This window comes from Vibrio sp. EJY3 (assembly GCF_000241385.1).
GTDB classification, from domain to species: domain Bacteria; phylum Pseudomonadota; class Gammaproteobacteria; order Enterobacterales; family Vibrionaceae; genus Vibrio; species Vibrio natriegens.
This window is the reverse complement of sequence record NC_016614.1, coordinates 1,736,599-1,759,097: the sequence shown is the minus strand read 5'-3', so window position 1 is coordinate 1,759,097 and position 22,499 is coordinate 1,736,599. Positions and strand designations below refer to the sequence as shown.

Genomic DNA, 22,499 nt, shown 5'->3' with positions numbered 1-22,499 from the left:
AATTCGGCACTAAAAATGGAGAAGTGAAGATGTTACGTCCTTTAGTTTTAGGGTGTGCGATTGCGTTGGGCTCAAGCTACGCAATGGCAGAAGCTGTCGATCTAAAACAGAACATGAAACAAATGAAGATGGATTTCAAACAAGCGGCCGAAGCGTCGGATGTTGAAACCATGAAAACGGCCATTGATAGCTTACAAGCTATCGTGGAGCAATCTAAGCGTGGTAACTACCCACCAGAAAAGTTTGATACGTTTCTTGAAGGCTTCAACAAGTTGTCAGTGACACTAGACAGCATCGAAGCGGACTTAGATGCGGGTAATCTTACCGAAGCAAAAGCGCAACTGCGCGAAATCGATAGTCTTCGTGAAGAATACCACGACAAACGTAACCCAAGCATCTGGAGCAAGCTGTTTGGCTGATTTGGGATGGATATGAACAACCCCCAACGATTTCAAGACCCGCAACTCTGCGGGTCTTTTGTTTCTGATGGAAAATAGAACTACGCCTGAAATCCTTTATTGAGCTTGTACTTAGAATTGGTTACGCTGTATGAAATTTGTTAAGTCACCGTTATGCGTAGATTAATTCCTTTTTATCGCTCCATGCTGTTTGTTAGTGCCCTGAGTTGGGCGCTGGTAACACTAATGCCTGTTATTAATGCTCATGGTAACAGCATGGGCGTGTGGGCAACGCTTTGTACGCTTAATGGTTTTGAACTGGTACAGGTTGAAGAGGGAGACAATGCGGTAACACATAAGGGGAAACCCTGCCCATTCAGTTACTTTTCACCCTTTCATCACGACTCACTTCCAACTACACCTTTACTTTTACGACTGAGCTCGGTTCTTTCTGACAGCTACACTTTTTTGGCTCTAAGTGTGCGATTTGAAACACCAGTTCCAAGGGCGCCCCCAGCCATAGCCTAATCAAGCACTTAACGTTTTCTGAATCCCTTTACCTTCCAACCGAGCACCTCAAATACCCCTACGCTTTCCATCTTCACGGTTTACTTTTGATATAACTCCAAAGGCAGCCGATCCGGATCCTGAAAGAAAGTGAACGCTTTACCAGTGAATTCATCAATTCGAATAGGTTCAACTGCGATGTTTTTCGATTCAAGGTAGGTTTTTACTTCCTCAATATCATCAACTTGAAACGCCAGGTGTCGTAAGCCCTGGGCTTCCGGAAAGCTTGGGCGCTCAGGTACATCGGGAAAACTGAATAATTCAATCTGGCTACCATCAGGAAGCGCAAGGTCGAGCTTATAAGAATCACGCGTTGCACGGTAATTTTCTGCAATAACGGACAGGCCTAATATTTCCGTATAAAAATGCTTTGACGTTGGGTAATCACTACAAATGATGGCGACGTGATGAATCGCATTAAACATGATTAGGTTCCTTTGAGATCAAGTGTTCATTGACGAAATCGATAAACACACGCAAGCGCGCGGGCATGTACTTCGTTTGAGGGTACTGCATGGCTATTGCACCATGGTAGTTACTCTTGATCATCCAATCTGCAAGCACTTCAACGACTTCCCCTGTTTCTAGCGCTTCTTTGACGACAAAGTCGTGAAAGATTCCAATACCTAGCCCTGCTTTAACGCCATTTAAGCGCATTTGTGAGTGGTTTACCGCGTAGCGACCATTTACGGCAACAGAGTGAAAGGCTTCTTCTTTAAAAAATGACCAAATGTTGTCTTTATCGTTTTCTGCCAGATAAATACAGTCATGCTGTTCAAGCTGAGTTGGGTGGTCTGGCGTGCCCTGCTTAGCGAGGTAGTCCGGTGACGCACACAACACCAGGTTGGTTTTACTTATCTCTTTTAATACCAAATTCTCGTCGGGCTTGTCAGTCAATTTGAAAGCGACGTCGATGCCTTGACGAAACAAATCGATTTCTCCATCTGCAGCGCGCAGCTTTAACTGAATCTTTGGGTAGCGCTGTAAGAAGGGTAAAACAAAAGGCTGAAGTACCGAGTTTAAAAACGCCTCTGGTGCCGCAACGGTAAGTGCACCTTTTGGCTCAGTATGATCTTCTGCTGAGAGTTCGACAGCTTGCTGCGCAGCGTTAACCATCGCAATGCTTTGGTCATATACTTTTTGACCAGCTTGAGTGATGAGCAGCTTACGAGTGGTGCGTTCGAATAATTTTACCGAAAGCGCATGCTCCAATCTCGTGATCAGTTTGCTCAAAGCTGAAGGTGTAACCCCGAGTTTTTTCGCTGCGGCAGTAAAACTCCCTTCATTTACTACCAAGATAAACGAGGCAAGATCAGGAAGGAGGGCGATAAGTTTAGTATTAACCATAGATTTTGGTTCTGTAGCGCGTAATGACGGTATTCTCTGGCACGACATGGCTGAGTTCAAGTGTATCAGTCTCGCTTTCACGATATTTTCGTCAGAAAGCATGTATCGCTTGTTTTGTTCAGTAATCAGAGTGCGCTCAACCGATTAGAAGAGGGCCATTTCTACGTGTCATCAACCGAACCAGAAGTTGTGAGAATTTTATGAGAATTTGATGAAGTTGCCGATAGATCTACTCGCCATGCTTAGAAGCAGAACGGAAGGCGTTCGATCGTAACTTTACCCAGGCAGCCGTAAGACGATGAGTTAACGGGCTTGGATACCACTCTCATTAAAGGATGGACTCACAATGAAAAAACGTACCCAACTTAGTCTCGCCATGGCTTCTGTCGCTCTGACGTTTGGCGGAGCATCGGTGAGCGCAGCAGAATTAGAAATTACCGTAACCAACGCTACCAAAGGCATCTATTTTACTCCGCTCATTGTGGCCGCACATGGCGCTAATCTGCATATGTTCAGAGTGGGTGAAGCCGCGACGTCGGAGTTAGAAGCGATGGCTGAACAAGGCGACATTTCCGGTTTATCCAGCGTGATTGGTAACGCTGGGGGCACTGTATTAGAAAATCCGGCAGGTGGCTTCCTTAATCCGGGGACTGCAACCACGTTTACCTTTGACAGTGGCGATCATGGTTATCTTTCTCTCAGCGCAATGCTGTTGCCGACCAATGATGGATTTGTTGGTTTAGATAGCTGGGAAATTCCTACGGCAGCAGGTACTTATAAAGCAGCATTGAACAGCTACGATGCAGGCACAGAAGCCAATGACGAGTTAGTGGCAAGCATACCCAATCCGCCTTTTATTACTTTCGGAAGTGGCGGGACGGGTGTTGAAACTGTGGTCTCAAATGACAAAGTTCATGTACATCCGGGGAATTTGGGTGACAGTGATTCGCTCGGTGGTATGAGCGACCTAGACAGTAGCAGTCACCGTTGGTTAAACCCCGTAGCTACCATCACCATCGTAGTGAAGTAAGGGGGACGTATGAAATACAGAATCTTACTAGTGGCTGCGTCAGTCGCTCTACTCGCAGGTTGTAATAATGATGACAACGACGAGGTAACGTCATTCCGATATACGGTAAATGTGGTGAACCTCACTGCAAATCAGCCTATGTCTCCACTGGCGGTACTTACTCATAATAGTGACTTCCGCTTATTTGAAATTGGTCTAAGTGCTTCGGTCGCCTTAGAACACTTAGCTGAAGGTGGCAGTAATGCCGAGTTGCTTGCGATGATGAACAGCGACAGCAATGTTTATCAGGGGGTATCGGGGAATGGATTGTTACTTCCGGGGGCTTCTGACGAAGTGACGATTACCCTTAACCCACATCGCTATGGTTTTTTGTCGGTGGCATCTATGTTGGTAAACACTAACGATGCCTTTGTTGGCGAGACCGGCTTGTCACTTAAATCGCTCGCGGTTGGTGACAGCTACGAAATGAACATGAACGTGTGGGATTCCGGAACCGAGCTCAATGATGAACTCGCTGCGACGATTCCAGGCCCGGCTGGTGGCGGAGAAGGTTTCAATGCAGAGCGTAATGACAACGCCGACATGGTCGCCTTCCATGCTGGCGTTATTAGCCACGATGATGGGCTGACGAATTCTACCTTGGCTGCGAATCACCGATTTCTAAACCCTGGCGCGAAGGTGACGATCACGCGAATAGAGTAAACAGAGCTTCCGGCGGCTAAGCTTAATTCTCTTGCTTCTACCGCCGGAGCCTTTTATTGAAAGAAAGCGTGCTTTGATCCGGTCATGTGCAGAATGAGGCTATCTCAAGATAGGGCAAGTCATTCGCAGGGAAAGGATCATGGCGCAGCAATCTATTAACTCAGCAGTTAACCCAGCAATCAATTTAGCAGCGAACATTTTGTTGATAGAAGACGATAATGATTTAGCCGAGCTGGTTCAAATGCACCTTAAGTTTCAAGGGCATCATGTCACGCGAGTCGTTAGCATCGAAAAGGGCAAAGCTGAGTATCAGCGACAGACTTTTGACCTGGTTATCCTCGACAGGGGGCTACCAGATGGTGATGGTTTAGAACTTTGCCATTACTTGCGTCAGCAGCAAGATTGGACGCCAGTTCTGGTGCTGACTGCGAGAGACAGTGAAATGGACAAAGTCGATGGTTTAGAGGCAGATGTTGACGACTACATAACGAAACCCTTTAGTGTGCTGGAGTTTCAAGCTCGAGTGAGGAATGTATTACGCCGAGCAAATCAAACGACAGATAACAAGGCCAGAGAGACCGAAGACGCTTTGAATTTTGGCGCGTTAAAGATTGTTCCGGCGTTGCATCAGGTTTCGCTCAACAATAAAGATGTTTCGCTGACGGCGATGGAATTCTCGTTGTTACAGTTTCTCGCGACTCGCCCCGGCAGGGTATATAGCAAAGATGAACTGCTCGATCATGTCTGGAATACCAATCACGCCGGATATCATCACACGGTTTGTAGCACTATTAATCGCTTGCGCTCTAAGTTGATGCTCTCGGATTCTGAGCATCATTTTATCCAGACAGTTTGGGGTGTGGGTTACAAATTTCAGTCGCACCAATGAGCCAGTTAGGAGGCGAAAGGATGAGCTTCAAGTCTCGTTTGGTTGTGTTTACCACGGTATGGTTTTGTTTGGCTGCCGCTGCCATTGCGCTGACTTATAACTGGCAGAAAGAGACCATCGAACTTCGCACTCAGCAGAGTTTACACAAAGAACTCGCCAGTCATATGCGCGATGATAATCCGTTGATGATAGGGACAGATTACAACCCGAAAGCGCTAAAATCGATCTTCCATACTTTAATGTTGATTGGGCCCGACTTCGAAATCTATTTTCTTGATAGTCAGGGGAATATCACCACACATGCCGCTCCGGATGGGACAAAGCTGTTGAAGTCGGTGGATCTTGCTCCGATCAAACAGTTTTTACGCGGTGATACTTTTCCGATTTTAGGCGACGATCCGCGAAATAGTGAGCGACATAAAGTGTTTTCCGTCGCGGCGATTGAAGAGCTTGGCTCAACGGTAGGTTATCTTTATGTTGTGATCGGCAGCTCCCGTCACACAGCGATTGCTAACGCGCAAGTTGATACGCCTTACCTCGCACTCGCTGGGCTGGTATTACTCTCCATATTAGGCTTCGCTTTCGGTGCTTATATGTTGGTGAAGCGCAGTCTTCTTAATCCTATCGAGCGAGTGACCGATCAATTGCAACAGCAGGCGGAACATGATTTTCGTCTGCATCCAGAGTTTACTCGTCAGGTTCCAGAGTTAATACCCGTGGCTCATTCTTACCAATTGATGGCAAAGCACATCCAGCAGCAATTCTTACACCTCGAATATCAATCTTCTCAGCGTCGTCAAAGTCTTGTGCAATTAAGTCACGATTTAAAGACGCCGCTTTCAAGTGTATTGGGGTATTTAGAAACGTGGCGATTACAACATCCTGAATCGGATCCTCTTATTGATGTGGCTTTTCGAAATGGAGAAAAACTTTCCAGACAACTGCATGCATTACTCGAAGAGGCGAAAAAAGAAGCCACGCTACCGAGCTACGAATATCTTCCCGTAGATTTGGCTGAGTTGGTAACAGAGTGTGCTGAAACGATGCAAGGTCAATTTCAGAACAAGGAAGTGACGCTGAGTGTAGAGATGGAAGAGCAAATACAGACCATTGGAGATAAAGGGTTGCTGGAAAGGATGCTGCTGAACTTGTTGGAAAACGCGTTACGCCATAGTCCGTCAGGGTCGACCGTCGTTTGTCGAATCAATCTCAGTGATGACAGAGCCAGTGCCCACTTTACGCTTTCCAACCACATTGCGTCAGAGTCTCACCAAGGTTCATTAGGTATCGGAACTAAAATTGTGCAGTCCATTTTAATGTTGCATCACAGTTACTTAGAAACTGCTATGACAGCGTCACGATTTACCCAACGATTCACACTTCCCGCAGTATGAGAGAAGTGTGAATGAGTCAAGGATTTGACTCGTTACTCAATTACGCCACAAACAATGCGGGCCCCACCACCACCGAGTTTCGCTGGTTGATCGGAATGGTTATCCCCACCTGCATGTATCATCAGGGCTCGGCCTTTCAAATCGGACAGTTTTAGGCGTGGTGCAACGACGGGTGAAACGGCATTTCCTTCCATATCCGCATACAAGGGAGGAAGATCGCCAAGGTGGTTATCGTCTGTCCACGGATACCCATGTTTTCCGGTATTTTGTGGATCATAATGGCCGCCAGCTGCACCGCCTAAGACGTTTTTTCCGTCTTTTTCTGCACTTTCACAAGATGGGTTTACATGCACGTGAAAGCCATGTAGCCCTGCAGGGATACTGGTCAATTGAGGCGAAAATACAACGCCGTATTGACTCTCTGATAGCTCAACCGTACCAACGCTTTTGTTGGTATTGAGATCAGTCATGGTGATCGATTGAGCGATAGCGGCAGGTGCGATCATTCCAATCAATGTTACGGGTGCAGAAATCCGCAGTAATCCTTTTAACATGGTTTGCCCTTCCATATAACTATTCGGATGGTAGTAAGTTCGATGTGCGAGTGTCGGAAAGAGACACGCGTAGCGTCATGCTCTTCAAACAACTTTTGACGTGAACTGGGGAAAGTTCTAAAGCCAGAACCGTATATTCTGACCCTAATAAAACGTAGCACATCAGACATATTTGACATAAGAATCACCGTGATAAGCGGAGAGTCAACGGCAAACTTGTTCGAAACCATGAAGAAAAACAGATGTGTAGAACTAAAAGCGAATGAACGAATCGGTTTTACTCGAGCGAATAAATTAAATTTTCCCTACTAAATCGCTCTAATTTAACTACTATTTTAATATGAGTTTGGGTGAATATAAATGATAGTTTGGGTGTCTAATATGTCATCATTTTGTTAGAAAAATGGAACAAAGATCACTTAACAACGTTGAAAAAAATTCAAGTTTGGTTTGAATAAGTAATAATGTTTTAGTAACAAATAGTTACGTGTATTTAATTAACAATAAGATGGCTAATTTCGACAAGGAATGAAAAAGATGAGCAACAAGGAATCTACTCAGACTGATCGCAGCCGCCGTAATTTTCTGAAAGGAGCAACGGGTGCCGTTGTTGCTGGTGTGAGTGCATCTGCCTTCTCAGGCCTTGCACAAGCAGGTGAGCAGAAAATTAACTGGGGCAGCCAAGGTCTAGGTAGTAAAAACGATAGACAATTTTGGCGTAAAGTTCAAAAGCAGTTTGTTCTAGACAAAAAAACGACGTACATGAACATTGGCACGACAGGCTCTATGCCTAAGCATGTACTGGAAAACTACGCAGACAATAACAAGCTAGTAGCAACATACCCATGGGATATGCAAGGCAAGTTTGGTTCTTGGCCACAAGTTACCAATATGGCCGCGGAAATTGCTGCGGGCTTTGGTGCAGATGCGGAAGAGATCATTCTTAGTCGTAACACCACTGATGGCTTATGTACAATCATCAACGGACTGGATTTCGAAGAAGGTGACGTTATCCTCACAACGCACCATGAACATGCAGCAGCTCTTTCGCCTCTTCACGTGGCAGCAGAGCGTTTTAAAGCTGAGGTGATTCAAATTCAACTTCCGGTGTTTACTGGTACCGAAGAGGTCTCTGAAGAAGCTTATGTCGACGTGTTCAGTAAGGCGATTGAAGATAATCTTAACGCTGGTAAGAACGTCCGACTGATCGTTTTCTCTCATATCACTTACAAAACAGGTACGGCACTTCCAGCCAAGGCGATTTGTAAACTTGCGAATGAGAACAGCATCCCTACGATGATCGACGGTGCTCACACCATTGGTATGTTAAATCTCGACTTCCATGACATAGACTGTGACTTTTATGCAGGTTCTGGTCATAAGTGGCAGTGTGGTGCTGGCGCGACTGGTATTTTATACGTAAGGAAGGGTGATCGTTTAAGCGAGTACTGGGAGCGGGAACTTGAAAACCCGCTTTGGTTGATTAACTCATCACTTGCTCATACTGGTATGTCCCAACAGACTCAGTTTCAGTACATTGGTAACGATAACTTCCCAGCGAAACAAGCGTTAACTGACAGCTGTAAAATGTGGGATGAGATTGGCCGAGATCGAATTGAAGAGCGTGTCCTTGGCTTAGGTAGTCTGTGTAAAGAGTTGCTTGCTGAAGCTTTACCACAAGCAAAGATCTTCTCACCAAACGTAGAGGGTTTAACCAGTGGTATCACGACGTTTAACCCACTTGCAGATGAGACGAACGGTGAAGCTCTCACGCTGTTCCGGGATCGCTTGCGCGAGGAGTATGGCTATATCATCCGTACAACGGATTTCAAGTTGAAGAAAGATGATTCACACAATACGTATGCGCTGCGTATCTCTACACACTTGTTCCATGATGAGCAAGATGTAGAAGGGTTAGTTCAAGCAATTACAGACTTGTACTACTCATTCTAAGATTGTTATTGATCACGTAAGCGTCCAGTTTTGGGCGCTTTGTGAAAAAGGTTAAGCACTATGTCAGTCAAGATACTTAAACGAACCATAGCCGCGATGGGGATAATAACGGCCACCGTTATGTCTTCTTCAGTTTGGTCAAGTGATCTCCAAGAGATCCGCGAGAGTGGAGTCCTGCGCCATATCGGTGTTCCTTATGCCAATTTTGTTTCTTATATCGAACAAGGTGAAATGGAAACACTCACCGGGTTTGATGTCGACATAGTGAGAGGATTTGCTCAGTCTTTGGGCGTGCGTTATGAATACGTGCCTGCTCAGTGGAGCAATATGATCGGCAAGCTCATTGGCCAACATGTTCATTACCAAGATAAACGAGCCGTTTTGGGTGAAACAACACCTATTGAAGGCGACTTGATTGCAAATGGTGTGACCATCCTCGACTGGAGAACTGAGGTTGTTGATTTTTCGAAGGACTACTTTCCTTCTGGTGTTTGGTTAGTATCCAGAACGGATTCGTCGCTGTCTCCAATTAAGCCAACTGGCTCCATTGATGAAGACATCGGCATAGTGAAAGATCTCATAGATGGTCGAGAGGTACTAGCCTTGGAACACTCATGTCTTGACCCCAATCTTTATGACTTGTATGACACTGGAGCAAAAGTGATTCTTCCTGATGGTCACCGCCTTCTCAACGAGATGGTGCCAGCAATTATGAAGAATGATGCGGAAAGCACTTTGTTAGATGTTGCAGATACTCTCATCGCGCTTGAAAAATGGCCTGGTGAAATAAAAGTGATCGGTCCAATATCAGAAAATCAAAAGATGGCGGTAGCATTCCGAAAAAATTCACCAGAATTACGCGAAGCCTTTGATCGTTATTTGGACGCGATTAAGGAAGATGGAACGTACGAAATGCTAGTGAAGAAATATTATCCATCGATCTACTACTTTTATAATGATTACTTCATAGAAGAAAGTAAGAAAAATTAATGAAAAAGGCTGTTAAAAAAATATCCAGCAGAAAAATAATAACAATAAGCGCAATATTAGTGTCGGTTTATTTGGCGATGCTTATTGTTGTTACAAGTCTTGGCCAAAATAAATTAAAAGAATCACAACATAGAGAGCTAGACTTAAAAGTAAAAAGTTATGCAAGTACACTTGATAACTTATTTACGATTGCAAGTGAAGACATTGAAAATTTATCCAGTGATAAGACCGTCCAAACATTTTTTGCCAATTTGGCGTCTGGTATGTCTATGGAGTATGGACTGGGTGCGAGCCTGATCAATCTGAAGCATCGTTTTGACAGTAAAATCGCCAGTAAAAAAATAAATAACAGCCATATTTATGACAAGTTAACGCTGGTGGGCGGTGATGGAACGATTATCATCTCTACAAATCCTGAGAGGTTACAGTCAGTTGATGTTCATAAACTGATGATCGATCATAATCACACAGAGGAAGTCTACGCGTCTGATGAGGGTGATGGCACACTCATTCAAGTGGTCAAAAAAGTACAGTTTTCAGGAAAACAAGTCGCTTTTATTGTTGCAGACATCAACACAAGTGTCGTGATTGAGCAATTAACCAATCAAGAGCACGAAGATAGCTATAGCCGGATGGTTCTCAATGTTAAAAACGTTGAGATGGTTGTTTGGGATTCAATAACAAAGAATTCTATAGATAATCAACACGAGAGTTCCCTAGAACCTAAAGAACTGACAAGTAAAATATATTTTGAAGTGCCAGTTGAACGCTATCACTTTAAATTGAGAGCCTGGTTTGAGCCTTTAAGTGAAAGTGATGTTCTTACCTCTCGATTATTTATTATTGGCTTGAGTATTCTTGCTGTAATGATTGTTAGCGGTCTTTGTTACGCTTTCATCGCGAATAATAATAGAATTGAATTAAAAATAAAGCTTGAAGAAGAGAAAAAGCGTAAGGATATTCTTTCTAAACAAAACCAAAAGCTTACTAATGAAATAGAACGTCGTATCGCATCAGAAAAAGAGCTCGAATTCCAAGCGAAATATGACACCTTAACCAACTTGCCAAATCGTAGTTACGGTTCAGAGCGATTGGCGTTGGAATTGATCCGCGCTGCTCGTAGTGGCTCTAAAGTGTTGGTTATGTTTATCGATTTGGATCATTTTAAACAGATCAATGATTCCATGGGCCACTTTGTTGGTGATGAAATCCTTAAGCTTAGTGCGCAACGTTTACACGGTGTCGCGAGAAAAACCGACTTACTAGCCAGAATAGGCGGTGACGAATTTTTATTAGTGGTGCCTGACTTGCCTGATGGTGACACAGCCAAACGTGTCGCATCTAGTGTACTCACTGCTTTTGATGCGCCGTTGATGTGGAACAACCATGAGTTTTTCCTCACCAGTAGTATTGGGATGTCAGTGTTCCCTGATGATGGTGAAACTGCGGAGCAGTTATTGGCAAGTGCTGATATGGCAATGTATCGCGTTAAGCAAGATGGCCGAGATGCTTTCTGTTTTTATGACCAGAACATGAACCAGGATCTGCAACGCTATCTTGATTTGGAAAGCCGATTGCGTCACGCAATTTCTAATCAATTGTTGGAATTGTATTACCAGCCTATTGTTGAGCTAAAAACAGGCGAGATTGTTGGTGCAGAAGCATTAATGCGCTGGAAAGATGAAAAATACGGATTTGTTAATCCTGAAGAGTTTATCTCCATCGCTGAGAAAAATGGATTGATTCACCAAGTGGGTGAGTTTGCCATCCAGCAAGCTTGTCTGCGAGCAGCGCAGTGGCAATCAATTACACCTTTATTTATGTCGGTCAACTTCTCTAGTGTTCAGTTCCGTTATTGTGAAAAATTACTTGATTTGATAACTCAAAACTTAAGTGAATCGGGGCTCCCAGCCGATAAGTTTGATGTCGAAGTGACGGAAAGTTTACTGTTCAACCATGACCAAGAGTTATTGGACATGCTGAACAACTTGCGTTCATTGGGAACCAAACTGACCATTGATGATTTTGGTACGGGCTATTCGGCACTGAGTTACTTGCAGAAATTCCCATTTGATCGTCTGAAAATCGATAGAGCTTTCATGCAAAACGTGTTTGAAAATGAGTCGGATCAAGAACTGGTCAGTGTAATTGTCGCGATGGCAAAAGCACTCAATCTCAAAATTGTTGCTGAAGGAATCGAAGAGCGCCGACATGTCGATTATCTCAACAACCTAAACTGTGAGTTTGGACAAGGTTTCTACTATAGCCGCCCAGTACCCGCAGAGGAGTTCGACGCCTTACTTAAGCAACCAAGCTGGTTGTAAATCCTTTTAATACAATGTCATAGCTAAGCATTGATGATATTTGTGCCTCAAGTTCATCAATGCTTTTCCACCTCAAGGGATAATCCCTCTTCCTGCTTTGAATTACACTACAATTAATTGATAAGTGATCGCCGGTGACGCCCGTCACACAAAGGCTAAACCAAATTCAAAACGAGTGAAAACTCGCCAACGTAATCAAGAAGGAATTGCGAATGTCTTCTGCATTTTACCAACAGATTCAACAGCAAATTGAAGAAGTGAAGGCTGAAGGTCTTTACAAAGCAGAACGTATTATTACGTCTCAACAGCAAGCTGCTGTGAAAATCTCAACCGGTGAAGAAGTACTGAACTTCTGTGCAAATAACTACTTAGGCCTTGCTAATCACCCTGCACTGATTGAAGCAGGTAAAGTGGGTATGGATGAGCATGGTTTTGGTATGGCGTCAGTACGCTTCATTTGTGGTACTCAAGACATCCACAAAGAGCTAGAGCAGAAACTGTCTAAGTTCCTGGGTAAAGAAGACACGATTCTTTACACCTCTTGCTTTGACGCAAACGCAGGTCTGTTTGAAACCATTCTTGGTAAAGAAGATGCAATTATCTCTGACGCACTAAACCATGCGTCTATCATTGATGGTGTTCGCCTGTGTAAAGCAATGCGCTTCCGTTACTCAAACAACAACATGGAAGAGCTAGAGCAACAACTGATTGCGGCAAAAGAAGCGGGTGCTCGCCACATTCTTATCGTAACGGATGGTGTGTTCTCGATGGACGGCGTGGTTGCGAACCTTCCAGCTATCTGTGACCTGGCGGAAAAATACGGCGCGTTAACTATGGTTGATGACTCTCACGCGGTTGGCTTTATGGGTAAAACCGGTGCAGGCACGCACGAGCACCACAACGTGGTTGACCGTATCGACATCATCACTGGTACGCTTGGTAAAGCAATGGGCGGCGCTTCAGGCGGCTATACATCAGGTAAAGCAGAAGTGATCGACTGGCTACGTCAGCGTTCTCGTCCGTACCTATTCTCAAACTCGGTTGCACCAGCAATCGTAAATGCCTCTATCCGAGTTCTAGACCTGCTAGAAGAAAGTGGCAACTTACGTGACCGCCTGTGGGAAAACGCAGCGCATTTCCGTGCACGTATGGAAGCGGCTGGCTTCACGATGGGTGGTGCTGATCACGCAATCATCCCAATCATGCTTGGTGACGCGAAAGTTGCGGCTGAGTTCGCTGAGCGTGCACTAGAAAAAGGCATCTACGTAATCGGCTTCTCATTCCCTGTTGTACCAAAGGGTCAGGCGCGTATCCGCACTCAAATGTCAGCGGCGCACTCTCGTGAGCAACTGGATCGTGCGATTGATGCGTTCATCCAGGTTGGTAAGGACATGGGTATTATTTAAGTTTCTGTATCGCTCGTGTTTCACGTGGGTTTATGACAAAGGCTTGCCCAAATCTCCCTTGGAGAAGGCTCATTGGGTTAAGCCTTTTCACCCACGCTGTTGAGTGATAATGAAAGTTATAGAGAATTTTTTGTTGCGCACTGAGCGGAGCAATATTTGGTGAATACTATGAAAATTAAAGCATTATCAAAGCTAAAGCCTGAAGAAGGCATCTGGATGACTGAGGTGGAAAAACCTGAGGTTGGCCATAACGACATTCTGATCAAAATTAAGAAAACGGCTATCTGTGGTACAGACGTACACATCTACAACTGGGACGAGTGGTCACAAAAAACCATTCCAGTACCTATGGTTGTGGGCCACGAATACGTGGGTGAAGTTGTAGCGATTGGTCAGGAAGTTCGTGGCTTTGAAATTGGTGATCGCGTATCTGGCGAAGGTCACATTACTTGTGGTCACTGTCGTAACTGTCGTGGTGGTCGTACACACCTTTGTCGCAATACCATAGGTGTAGGTGTAAACCGTGAAGGTGCATTTGCAGAATACTTGGTTATCCCAGCGTTCAACGCGTTTAAGATCCCAGATGAGATTTCTGACGATCTAGCATCGATCTTCGACCCGTTTGGTAACGCAGTACACACCGCACTCTCTTTCGACCTAGTTGGTGAAGATGTGCTGATCACGGGCGCTGGTCCAATCGGCATCATGGCAGCTGCAGTTGCAAAACACGTTGGTGCACGTCACGTAGTCATTACAGACGTCAACGAGTACCGTCTGGAACTTGCTCGTAAGATGGGTGTAACTCGCGCAGTAAACGTAGCAGAAGAGAAGCTAGAAGATGTAATGGCAGAGTTGAACATGACAGAGGGCTTCGATGTTGGCCTTGAAATGTCTGGCAACCCTGCAGCGTTCAACTCAATGCTAACAACCATGAACCATGGCGGTCGTATTGCTCTGCTAGGTATTCCACCATCAGACATGGGTATCGACTGGAACCAAGTGATCTTCAAAGGTCTGGTTATCAAAGGTATCTACGGACGTGAGATGTTCGAAACTTGGTACAAGATGGCAAGCCTGATCCAATCGGGTCTGGATCTGTCGCCAATCATCACGCACCACTACAAGATTGATGACTTCCAAGAAGGCTTCGACGTTATGCGTAGCGGTCAGTCTGGCAAAGTTATCCTTGATTGGGAATAACCATTCTAAGTAAGAAAAACGCTCCGAAAGGGGCGTTTTTTGTTTTAGGGAACATGAATAACCAGTAAACGTCTGGAATTAATCCCCCAAAGTCCTAACCAAGTAGAGTTTTGTTTAGCAGATCGAGCGCCAGTTTATCTCCAATGCGTTTCTTCTAGCTCTTTTTGAGCTTTGTCTAGCAAAGCCATTAGCCTGTCCGCATCTTTGTATTTCCCTGCGATGATGGCACTACGTAATTCGACCTGTAGAGCCTTTAATTTATCTAAGCCAGTTGGAGATTTAACAAGACGACGTAAACCTTCAGCTTGATCCATAGAACTGATGTTATTGTTCATTTAAGCTCCCATTTCGATGGAGAACTATATCTCTTTGAGTTTGGTGAGAAAAAACTTCTGCTGAACAATTGATACACTCATATTTGAAGTATTTTTTCCGGAATACTTTTTCTATGAATGTCCGGTGTATTCGATTAAACACCGTACTCTTCTTACACGAAGGGCACATCCCATAAAGTTGCATATAAATTAGCCTACTGACGAACGGACAAAAAATTTATTCATACCCACCTGGGTATGAAACTTAGTTATATGCATGAGATTACTTCGAGTTTTTGTTTTTTGGTGTGATGTGTACCCCATAATTCAATGTTAAATAGGTGGTTAGATAAAGTTGGCAGCGGTAGGTTGATGGTGGATTTCTGCTGGATTTTTACACAGGTTAGCCTAAATATTTTCTGCAATTTCTTGTCTATTGCCTATATTGAGCTAATGGTTACTTATAGTTTTATTTGTTTTTATTAATTGGCTTACTTTTAATTCAATATAAAACTTTAAAACAAAATGGCTCTTGTAATGGTGATAACAAGTAAGTCATCCATAGTTCACCAAAGATGAAGATTGAGAATATGAGTACAGGAATAGTTAAGTGGTTCAATGGAGATAAAGGATTTGGCTTTATTACACCGGATGATGGCAGTAAAGATTTATTCGTCCACCATTCGGAAATTAAAATGAGTGGTTATAAGTCGCTGGCGGATGGCCAGAAAGTAGAATATGAAGTAGGGCAAGGGCAAAAAGGTCCGTGTGCGACTAATGTTAAGCCTATATAACTGAGTATTGAAAAGTAAGCAGGCTCATTAAGTGTCGCTATGAGTCTGCTTTTAGTGTTTTTTAAGCATAAGTCAGGTTAAAACCCTCGGCTTTTCCAGAACTGTCCTTCGTCACGAGCAACAACGTTGAATGTTTTTTCAGCGATTGTTTTACCTTGCATTTCTAGCGTCATTCGCCATTCACCTAAGTTGCTCTCTAATCCGTTAATCGGACACAGTAGCTGAATGGTATCGCCAAGATAGAAGTGCCAATCATTACTTCGTACATACACTTCTCCATCAAAAGGCGCGAGTACTTTACCCTTTTTATTGATAATGCCCGGATGATGGATGCAAAACTGTAAAAGTTGTCCTTTCGCTTTCTTAATATTGACGGTAAAGCCAAATTCAACCCCTTCATCGGCAGTAACCGTTTGGGTGAACGCTTTAATTTGAGGCAACTCTTTGGCTTTTGCATCCCAGTGGGAATAAATACCGTAGGATGTCATTTCTATAACTGGAGTACGTTTTGCCACTCATTGGTTCTCGCTCATGAATAATGCCGCGATTCTACCAAATACCGGCAGGGCTTCAAGCAAGGGCCTGTATCCCCACAAAAACAGACCAATATGGTGAGGTTGTGTCTGAATTACTCGACGTCATTTTACGCCTGATGTGATGGATGCGAAGACTTCGATGCTTGTCTTTTTGTGACTTTCTGTGAAACAGAAGCTGGTGGGAGAACTATCAATTACATAACAAGAGGTCTTGCTCCCAAAGTTTATTTGCAATCATAGTTTTCGGACTATTCCGACAGGATCTTCTGAGATTAGTATAGCGAGGTTAAAAATACTTCGCTTGATGGAATAAGGTAAAACTATGAATAAGTCACTTACAGCGCTAGGTTTATCTCTAGCATTAGTTGGTACAGCGCATGCTGCAAATTGGGGATATGAGGGTAACCATGGGCCGGAGCATTGGGGGGAATTTGCTTCTGAATGTGCTCAGGGTAAAAACCAGAGCCCAATTGATATTCAATCAGCGGTTCAGGCGGAATTGGCCAAGCTGGAATTAGATTACAATGGTAAAGCTATTGCACTGACAAACAATGGTCATACGCTACAAACGAGTCTAGAAGGCGACAACAACCTGCTTGTTGACGGCAAGTCATTTAACCTCAAGCAATTCCACTTCCATACGCCATCAGAAAACCATGTAGATGGTAAATCCTATCCGTTAGAGGCGCATTATGTTCACGCAGATGAGCAAGGTAATCTTGCGGTAGTCGCGGTATTCTTCGAAGAAGGGGATGCAAACCCTGCTTTGGATAAGCTATTAGATAAAGTCCCAGCAAAAGACAGTAACGTGACAATCAGTGTGCCATTTGATGCCAGTGCTCTGATCCCGAGTGAGAAGGATTACTATCGATTTAATGGATCTTTGACCACGCCTCCATGCTCGGAAGGGGTGCGTTGGCTAGTACTTAAAGATCCTCAGACGATTTCAGCAGAACAAATCGCGACATTTGAACAAGCCATGGGTGAAAATAATCGTCCAGTTCAGCCGTTGAATGCGCGTCTGATTTTAACCAAGCAATAACGCTTGCTAAACCATAATGAAAAAGCCCACTCAATTGAGTGGGCTTCGCTTTATGTAATGTTAAAAGCCGTTTTCGTCTGGTTCTGTCTGATTGGCCATTTGAATCGGATCCAACTTAAGCGTTTGAGTTGGGAAGGCAATGTCTGCGTTGTGCTCTTTAATGATAGTGATCACTTGCAGTAAGACATCCTGCTTTACCTCATGGTAGCGCACCCAGTTAACCGTCTTTGTGAAGGTATAGATAAAGAAGTTCAACGATGATGGCCCGAAAGAATCGAAGTTAACGATGAGCGTTTGACGAGCGTCGATGTCTTTGTGAGCCTTCAGCATTTCCTTGATTGCATTGATGAGCTCCGGCACTTTTTCTGCGTCGTCATAGCGAAGGCCAATTTTTTCATAAATGCGTCGGTTGAGCATTCGTGACGGGTTTTCTACCACAATGCTGCTAAAAACCGAGTTGGGAACGTAAAGCGGGCGTTTATCAAACGTGCGAATAATCGTCATGCGCCACCCGATGCGTTCAACTGTGCCTTCGATCTCTCTGTCGGGAGAGCGAACCCAGTCGCCAACTTTGAAGGGACGGTCGAAATAGATCATCAAACCACCAAAGAAGTTAGACAACAAATCTTTCGCGGCTAAACCCACAATCAAACCACCCACACCACCAAAGGTGAGCAGACCTGACAGAGAAAGGCCAAACGCCTGCATGATAGTCAGAACGCCCAATGTGGCGAAGAACAAGCGAGCCACTTTCGCGATAGCCTGCACCGTCGTTTCGTCGCGTTTTTGGTGTTCGAGTACGTATTCTTCTACATTGGTGATTAGCCGCATCAAGGTCCAGACCAAGATGCTTATGATCAAAATGAGCTTGAGTGTGCTCAGCCAATCTATCTTATCGTTTAGCTCGCTTTCTAAAATAATGCCGAGAGATACGGTGGCGGGCCAACACCAGATGAGTGTACTCACCGGCGCTTTGAGAGCCTCAAGCAACATGTCATCCCAATGGAATGGCGTTTTCTCTACCAGGATGGCTAAACGTGAGCGAATTAATCGCCAAGCGATCCATGCAATAAAACTGGCGAGAGTGATAAATAGAACGCTGCTGTTCCATTCTTCACCGTTGGTAAGAATATAGTTTTGAAGATCGGTAAACCACTGTGACATAAGTAACTTTATTTCGAATGAGTCTTGGTGAGAAAGGTAGCAGATATTAAACGCTCACCCCAGAAATTTAACAAATATTGTATAGCACCGGCGTTATTGTCAGTAGAGTGAGTAACATTACCTTACAGGGCTTGAACGTTTAATTATAAGTTCTTTGACTTATCGCTAACATTAAGCGGTGGCAAGTGTGAGAGGGTATTGCCACTTAAAATTAGCGGAGGCAGATATGGAATTTAAAGAGCAGGATAGAATTGCGCTCTATAACACTTGGATGTCACAAAAAGCCAAAATGCACATCACTCAAATGGATATGGCGAAGCGCCTCGGTGTGAGCTTGCATGAGTTTTCTGGCCTATTACGTGGTAGTTCACCCCTGACATTGGGTTTTGTAAAACAGCTATGCGAGCAGCTACATGTGCGCCCTAGTCAAGTGATTCCGACTCTAAATGAGCGAGAAATGTCTGCTATAGGTTCTGTACAACTGCAAAGCCGAGTAACGGTGGATGGCGATATTAGCAACGTATTTATCGAAGGCAATCAGGTGGTGATCGAATACGTGCATCAAGTGAGCTAGTTTTCGTAGCCCGGTCTCAATCACTATTTGAACGACGACTACGCTCTCCAGCCCTTAGCTAATTAGCTATAAAAAACGAGCCTTTGATGGCTCGTTTTTTATTGATGTATCGGATTAGCTCGGGATTTTCACTAATGAGTCTTGTGAAAGGTCGGCAATCGTTTTAGCACCGGTTAACGTCATCGCTACACGCATTTCTTTGTCGTAAAGGTCAAGCAGGTTCTCTACACCAGTACCACCTTGTGCAGCCAGTGCGTAGACAAAAGAACGACCAAGAAGCGTACAGTCCGCGCCAAGAGCAAGCATGCGAACCACATCCAATCCAGTTCGAATACCAGAGTCAGCAAAAATCTTCAGGTCACCTTTAACCGCGTCTGCGATACTTGGCAGAGCTTTAGCGGTAGAAAGCACACCGTCCAGCTGACGACCACCGTGGTTAGATACGACGATACCATCGGCACCAAAGCGTACCGCGTCTTTTGCGTCTTCTTCATCCAGAATGCCTTTGATTACCATTGGGCCATCCCAAAAGTCACGAATCCACTCTAGATCTTTCCAAGAAATTGAAGGGTCAAAGTTTGCGCCTAGCCAACCAATGTAATCTTCTAACTTCGTTGGTTCACCACGGTAAGTGGAAATATTACCCAAGTCGTGAGGTTTACCCAGCATGCCTACATCCAGTGCCCAGCTCGGGTGACGCATTGCCTGAAATACGCGGCGCATTGCTGCATTAGGACCACTCATACCTGAGTGCATGTCGCGGTAGCGTGCGCCTGGTACTGGCATATCTACGGTAAACACAAGCGTCGTTACTCCAGCCGCTTTTGCGCGCTCAAGAACGTTTTTCATAAAGCCGCGGTCTTTTAGCACGTATAGCTGGAACCACATTGGGCGTTCAATGGCAGGAGCGACTTCTTCAATCGGACAAACGGAAACCGTAGACATTGTGAAAGGAATGCCTTTTTTCTCTGCTGCTTTTGCTGCCTGCACTTCGCCACGGCGTGCGTACATGCCCGTCAAACCAACAGGAGCAAGTGCGATAGGCATGGCGAGTTTCTCACCAAAGATCTCGGTTTCCAGGCTTAAATCAGCCATATCACGTAGGACGCGTTGACGAAGAGCGACATCACCTAAATCGTCAGTATTGCGCTTCAGAGTACGTTCATCGTAAGAGCCGCCATCAATATAGTGGAATAAAAATGGAGGTAGCTTGGCTTTAGCGGCTGCGCGGTAATCGGTAGAAGCAGATATAATCATAATTGTGTCCTAGCGTTTATTCTAAGCAAAGTTGTGGAGCGTGGTTTCTCATCGCTACGGAGTAGCTGACGACATCAGAATACGGGTTAACAAAGAAGTACAACTATCAGATAGAGTAATTCTAGTAACCAATTTACATAATTGATTGAACAATCAGTCCAATTATTCAATCAGTTATATAAAGTGATTGAAGGTGACACAGCTACCGGGGGAGATTTGCAGGTCAAATAACCTATGCAGGTAGTGTTGCTAATAGCTGTGTCAAAACCGTGCAGGGCGTTGACACCCTGCGCTTTTATTTACTTCATCAAAGCATCTGTCATGTTGAATCCGTATATCAGTACCAAACCGATAATGCCTGTCATAACAAGGTAGTAGAACGTTGGGATAACGGTTTTACGCAGCGTCGCACCTTCACGTCCCAGCAGACCTACTGTTGCTGATGCTGCTACTACGTTGTGAATCGCAATCATGTTACCCGCTGCTGCACCTACCGCTTGAAGTGAAACGACAATCACACTTGAGATAGACAGCGTTTGAGCAACTTCAAACTGGAATTGGCTGAACATCATGTTTGATACCGTGTTCGAACCCGCGATGAACGCGCCTAGTGCACCAACCGTTGCGCTCAATGCCGGGAATGCAGAGCCTACAAGGTCTGAGGCAAAGTTCGCGGTTGTTACTGGCATACTCGCAAGGTCTGCACCATTAACACCTGAGTTAATGAAGATTCGTACCATTGGAATGGTGAATACCAGTACGAAGCCAGCACCAATCAGTGTTTTGCTTGATTCGCCGAATGCTTCACGAAGTGGTTTCGCGCTGCCGCTTTGCAGTAGTGCCGCAAGTAGCGCAACAAACACCAGGATGCCACCAGGCAGGTATAGCGGTTGGATTGCTGCACTAACGCCCGCTTCTCCAAGAATATTGCTGAAAGACAAGCTGATGCTTTGCAGGAAGCTCTTGAATTCAGCGCTTACACGGCTAGCAACAAGGATCACAGCCAACAATACGTAAGGAACCCAAGCCATTACCAGGCTCATTGGCTTACCAGATTTCTCTTGAATGTTGATTTTCAGAGAACCTAACCACTCGGCTGGCCATTTATCTTCGCTTTCAAAGTCCCATTTAGTTTTTGGTACCAGGAAGCCTTTCTTCGCTGCGGTCACCACAATTGCTAGACCAACAAGGCCACCAATCAGAGATGGGAACTCAGCACCTAAGAATACGCCAGTTAATGCGTAAGGAACCGTAAATGCGATACCAGCAAACAGAGCGAATGGCAGGATATCGAGACCTTCTGTCCAGCTTCTGTTTTTACCGAAGAATCGTGTTAACATCACAGCCATTAACACTGGAATCATAGTACCAACAACCGCGTGGATAACCGCTACGTGAGCAGTAATGTCCTGTAGGTATGCTTCCCATGAAGAACCTTGTGTTACCAATGTCTCGGTAATGTTATGTGAATCCAGTCCTTTATTGACACCGACAATGATCGGCGTGCCTACAGCACCAAATGACACAGGTGTAGACTGAATCATCATGCCCATAAGCACGGCTGCCATTGCTGGGAAGCCAATCGCAACGAGTAGCGGCGCAGCAATCGCAGCAGGCGTACCGAAACCAGATGCCCCTTCGATGAACGAGCCAAAACACCATGCAATGATGATAGTTTGAACACGACGGTCGGCAGAGATATCGGTAAAGCCGTTACGGATAGTTGTGATCGCTCCGGTGTGTTTTAAAGTGTTGAGCAAGAAGATGGCGCCAAACACAATCCAGAGAACAGATACGGTAATTCCTAGGCCTTGGAATACGGATGCCAGTACGCGAGTAGCTGACATATCCCAAAACATTAGGGCGATAGCGACGGTAAGACCGAAAGCAACAGGCATAGCTTTTTTAGCAGGCCAGTTGAGACCAACCAATAAAATGGCGGCCACAACAATTGGCGAAAACGCCACGAGGGCAAGTAGGGTTTCACTCATTTGTACATCCTTCGTTCGCAGACTTTTTTGAACGGTATGTTTCCGTTGTAGAGGCGACTTTTTGTTGTAATGG

22 protein-coding genes are annotated in these 22,499 nt (G+C 44.8%); 14 read left to right on the top strand and 8 right to left on the bottom strand.

The features are described 5' to 3' along the window. Window positions 1-29 precede the first annotated feature (29 nt). Window positions 30-419: a cytochrome b562 gene (locus VEJY3_RS23635; RefSeq protein WP_024372646.1), complete on the top strand. Its 390-nt coding sequence runs from the start codon at window positions 30-32 to the stop codon at window positions 417-419. Between the two features lie 153 nt (window positions 420-572). After that, window positions 573-926, top strand: a complete 354-nt coding sequence (locus VEJY3_RS26060; protein ID WP_081469396.1) for a hypothetical protein — start codon at window positions 573-575, stop codon at window positions 924-926. Between the two features lie 80 nt (window positions 927-1,006). Here VEJY3_RS26060 and VEJY3_RS23630 read toward each other — a convergent pair whose 3' ends face one another. Next, window positions 1,007-1,390 carry a VOC family protein gene (locus tag VEJY3_RS23630; RefSeq protein WP_014234957.1) on the bottom strand — a complete coding sequence of 128 codons (384 nt, stop codon included), beginning with the start codon at window positions 1,388-1,390 and terminating at the stop codon, window positions 1,007-1,009. Continuing rightward, entirely contained in the window at window positions 1,383-2,312 is a 930-nt protein-coding gene (locus tag VEJY3_RS23625) for a LysR family transcriptional regulator (RefSeq protein ID WP_014234956.1), read from the bottom strand. Before VEJY3_RS23625 ends, VEJY3_RS23630 begins: the two co-directional genes overlap by 8 nt. Window positions 2,313-2,658: 346 nt before the next feature. Between VEJY3_RS23625 and VEJY3_RS23620 the strand changes: the two genes are divergently transcribed. The 4 genes from VEJY3_RS23620 to VEJY3_RS23605 all read left to right on the top strand — a co-directional run bounded on the left by VEJY3_RS23620 (window position 2,659) and on the right by VEJY3_RS23605 (window position 6,327). After that, the gene (locus tag VEJY3_RS23620; protein ID WP_014234955.1) at window positions 2,659-3,342 is read left to right on the top strand and encodes a spondin domain-containing protein; all 684 of its coding nucleotides are present in this window, start codon (window positions 2,659-2,661) and stop codon (window positions 3,340-3,342) included. Window positions 3,343-3,351: 9 nt separating this feature from the next. Beyond that, window positions 3,352-4,044, top strand: a complete 693-nt coding sequence (locus VEJY3_RS23615; RefSeq protein ID WP_014234954.1) for a spondin domain-containing protein — start codon at window positions 3,352-3,354, stop codon at window positions 4,042-4,044. 139 nt (window positions 4,045-4,183) lie between these two features. Next, window positions 4,184-4,933 (top strand): response regulator transcription factor, encoded by a 750-nt coding sequence (locus VEJY3_RS23610; protein WP_014234953.1) that lies wholly within the window; start codon window positions 4,184-4,186, stop codon window positions 4,931-4,933. A 20-nt stretch (window positions 4,934-4,953) separates the two neighbouring features. Continuing rightward, window positions 4,954-6,327 (top strand): HAMP domain-containing sensor histidine kinase, encoded by a 1,374-nt coding sequence (locus VEJY3_RS23605; protein ID WP_014234952.1) that lies wholly within the window; start codon window positions 4,954-4,956, stop codon window positions 6,325-6,327. A 32-nt stretch (window positions 6,328-6,359) separates the two neighbouring features. On the opposite strand, the gene sodC is transcribed toward VEJY3_RS23605, so the two are convergent. Next, on the bottom strand, window positions 6,360-6,833 hold the full coding sequence (gene sodC / locus VEJY3_RS23600; protein WP_041170513.1) for a superoxide dismutase family protein: 474 nt from the start codon (window positions 6,831-6,833) through the stop codon (window positions 6,360-6,362). A gap of 585 nt (window positions 6,834-7,418) precedes the next feature. On the opposite strand from sodC, the gene VEJY3_RS23595 reads away from it, so the two are divergent. From VEJY3_RS23595 to tdh, 5 genes are all read left to right on the top strand, one after another. Beyond that, window positions 7,419-8,834 (top strand): aminotransferase class V-fold PLP-dependent enzyme, encoded by a 1,416-nt coding sequence (locus tag VEJY3_RS23595; protein ID WP_014234950.1) that lies wholly within the window; start codon window positions 7,419-7,421, stop codon window positions 8,832-8,834. Between the two features lie 60 nt (window positions 8,835-8,894). Beyond that, on the top strand, window positions 8,895-9,824 hold the full coding sequence (locus VEJY3_RS23590) for a transporter substrate-binding domain-containing protein (protein ID WP_020333443.1): 930 nt from the start codon (window positions 8,895-8,897) through the stop codon (window positions 9,822-9,824). After that, the gene (locus VEJY3_RS23585; RefSeq protein WP_014234948.1) at window positions 9,824-12,148 is read left to right on the top strand and encodes a bifunctional diguanylate cyclase/phosphodiesterase; all 2,325 of its coding nucleotides are present in this window, start codon (window positions 9,824-9,826) and stop codon (window positions 12,146-12,148) included. Before VEJY3_RS23590 ends, VEJY3_RS23585 begins: the two co-directional genes overlap by 1 nt. Window positions 12,149-12,360: 212 nt before the next feature. Continuing rightward, window positions 12,361-13,554, top strand: a complete 1,194-nt coding sequence (locus VEJY3_RS23580; RefSeq protein WP_014234947.1) for a glycine C-acetyltransferase — start codon at window positions 12,361-12,363, stop codon at window positions 13,552-13,554. A gap of 168 nt (window positions 13,555-13,722) precedes the next feature. Further along, the gene (gene tdh, locus VEJY3_RS23575) at window positions 13,723-14,754 is read left to right on the top strand and encodes an L-threonine 3-dehydrogenase (protein ID WP_014234946.1); all 1,032 of its coding nucleotides are present in this window, start codon (window positions 13,723-13,725) and stop codon (window positions 14,752-14,754) included. A 134-nt stretch (window positions 14,755-14,888) separates the two neighbouring features. Here the strand turns inward: tdh and VEJY3_RS23570 are convergent, their stop codons facing one another. Continuing rightward, window positions 14,889-15,089, bottom strand: coding sequence for a hypothetical protein (locus VEJY3_RS23570; RefSeq protein ID WP_014234945.1), 201 nt, complete (start codon window positions 15,087-15,089; stop codon window positions 14,889-14,891). Window positions 15,090-15,658: 569 nt separating this feature from the next. On the opposite strand from VEJY3_RS23570, the gene VEJY3_RS23565 reads away from it, so the two are divergent. Continuing rightward, window positions 15,659-15,862 (top strand): cold-shock protein, encoded by a 204-nt coding sequence (locus tag VEJY3_RS23565; protein WP_014234944.1) that lies wholly within the window; start codon window positions 15,659-15,661, stop codon window positions 15,860-15,862. A 77-nt stretch (window positions 15,863-15,939) separates the two neighbouring features. Here VEJY3_RS23565 and VEJY3_RS23560 read toward each other — a convergent pair whose 3' ends face one another. Next, the gene (locus VEJY3_RS23560) at window positions 15,940-16,377 is read right to left on the bottom strand and encodes a DUF3859 domain-containing protein (RefSeq protein ID WP_014234943.1); all 438 of its coding nucleotides are present in this window, start codon (window positions 16,375-16,377) and stop codon (window positions 15,940-15,942) included. A 343-nt stretch (window positions 16,378-16,720) separates the two neighbouring features. Between VEJY3_RS23560 and VEJY3_RS23555 the strand changes: the two genes are divergently transcribed. Then, window positions 16,721-17,440 carry a carbonic anhydrase gene (locus VEJY3_RS23555; RefSeq protein ID WP_014234942.1) on the top strand — a complete coding sequence of 240 codons (720 nt, stop codon included), beginning with the start codon at window positions 16,721-16,723 and terminating at the stop codon, window positions 17,438-17,440. A 60-nt stretch (window positions 17,441-17,500) separates the two neighbouring features. On the opposite strand, the gene VEJY3_RS23550 is transcribed toward VEJY3_RS23555, so the two are convergent. Then, window positions 17,501-18,604 carry a mechanosensitive ion channel family protein gene (locus tag VEJY3_RS23550; RefSeq protein ID WP_014234941.1) on the bottom strand — a complete coding sequence of 368 codons (1,104 nt, stop codon included), beginning with the start codon at window positions 18,602-18,604 and terminating at the stop codon, window positions 17,501-17,503. A gap of 226 nt (window positions 18,605-18,830) precedes the next feature. Here VEJY3_RS23550 and VEJY3_RS23545 point away from each other — a divergent pair, with 226 nt between their 5' ends. Continuing rightward, window positions 18,831-19,178, top strand: a complete 348-nt coding sequence (locus tag VEJY3_RS23545; RefSeq protein ID WP_014234940.1) for a helix-turn-helix transcriptional regulator — start codon at window positions 18,831-18,833, stop codon at window positions 19,176-19,178. Between the two features lie 114 nt (window positions 19,179-19,292). Here VEJY3_RS23545 and lldD read toward each other — a convergent pair whose 3' ends face one another. Continuing rightward, the gene (gene lldD / locus VEJY3_RS23540) at window positions 19,293-20,435 is read right to left on the bottom strand and encodes an FMN-dependent L-lactate dehydrogenase LldD (protein WP_014234939.1); all 1,143 of its coding nucleotides are present in this window, start codon (window positions 20,433-20,435) and stop codon (window positions 19,293-19,295) included. A 299-nt stretch (window positions 20,436-20,734) separates the two neighbouring features. Next, on the bottom strand, window positions 20,735-22,426 hold the full coding sequence (locus VEJY3_RS23535) for an L-lactate permease (protein ID WP_014234938.1): 1,692 nt from the start codon (window positions 22,424-22,426) through the stop codon (window positions 20,735-20,737). Window positions 22,427-22,499 lie beyond the last annotated feature (73 nt).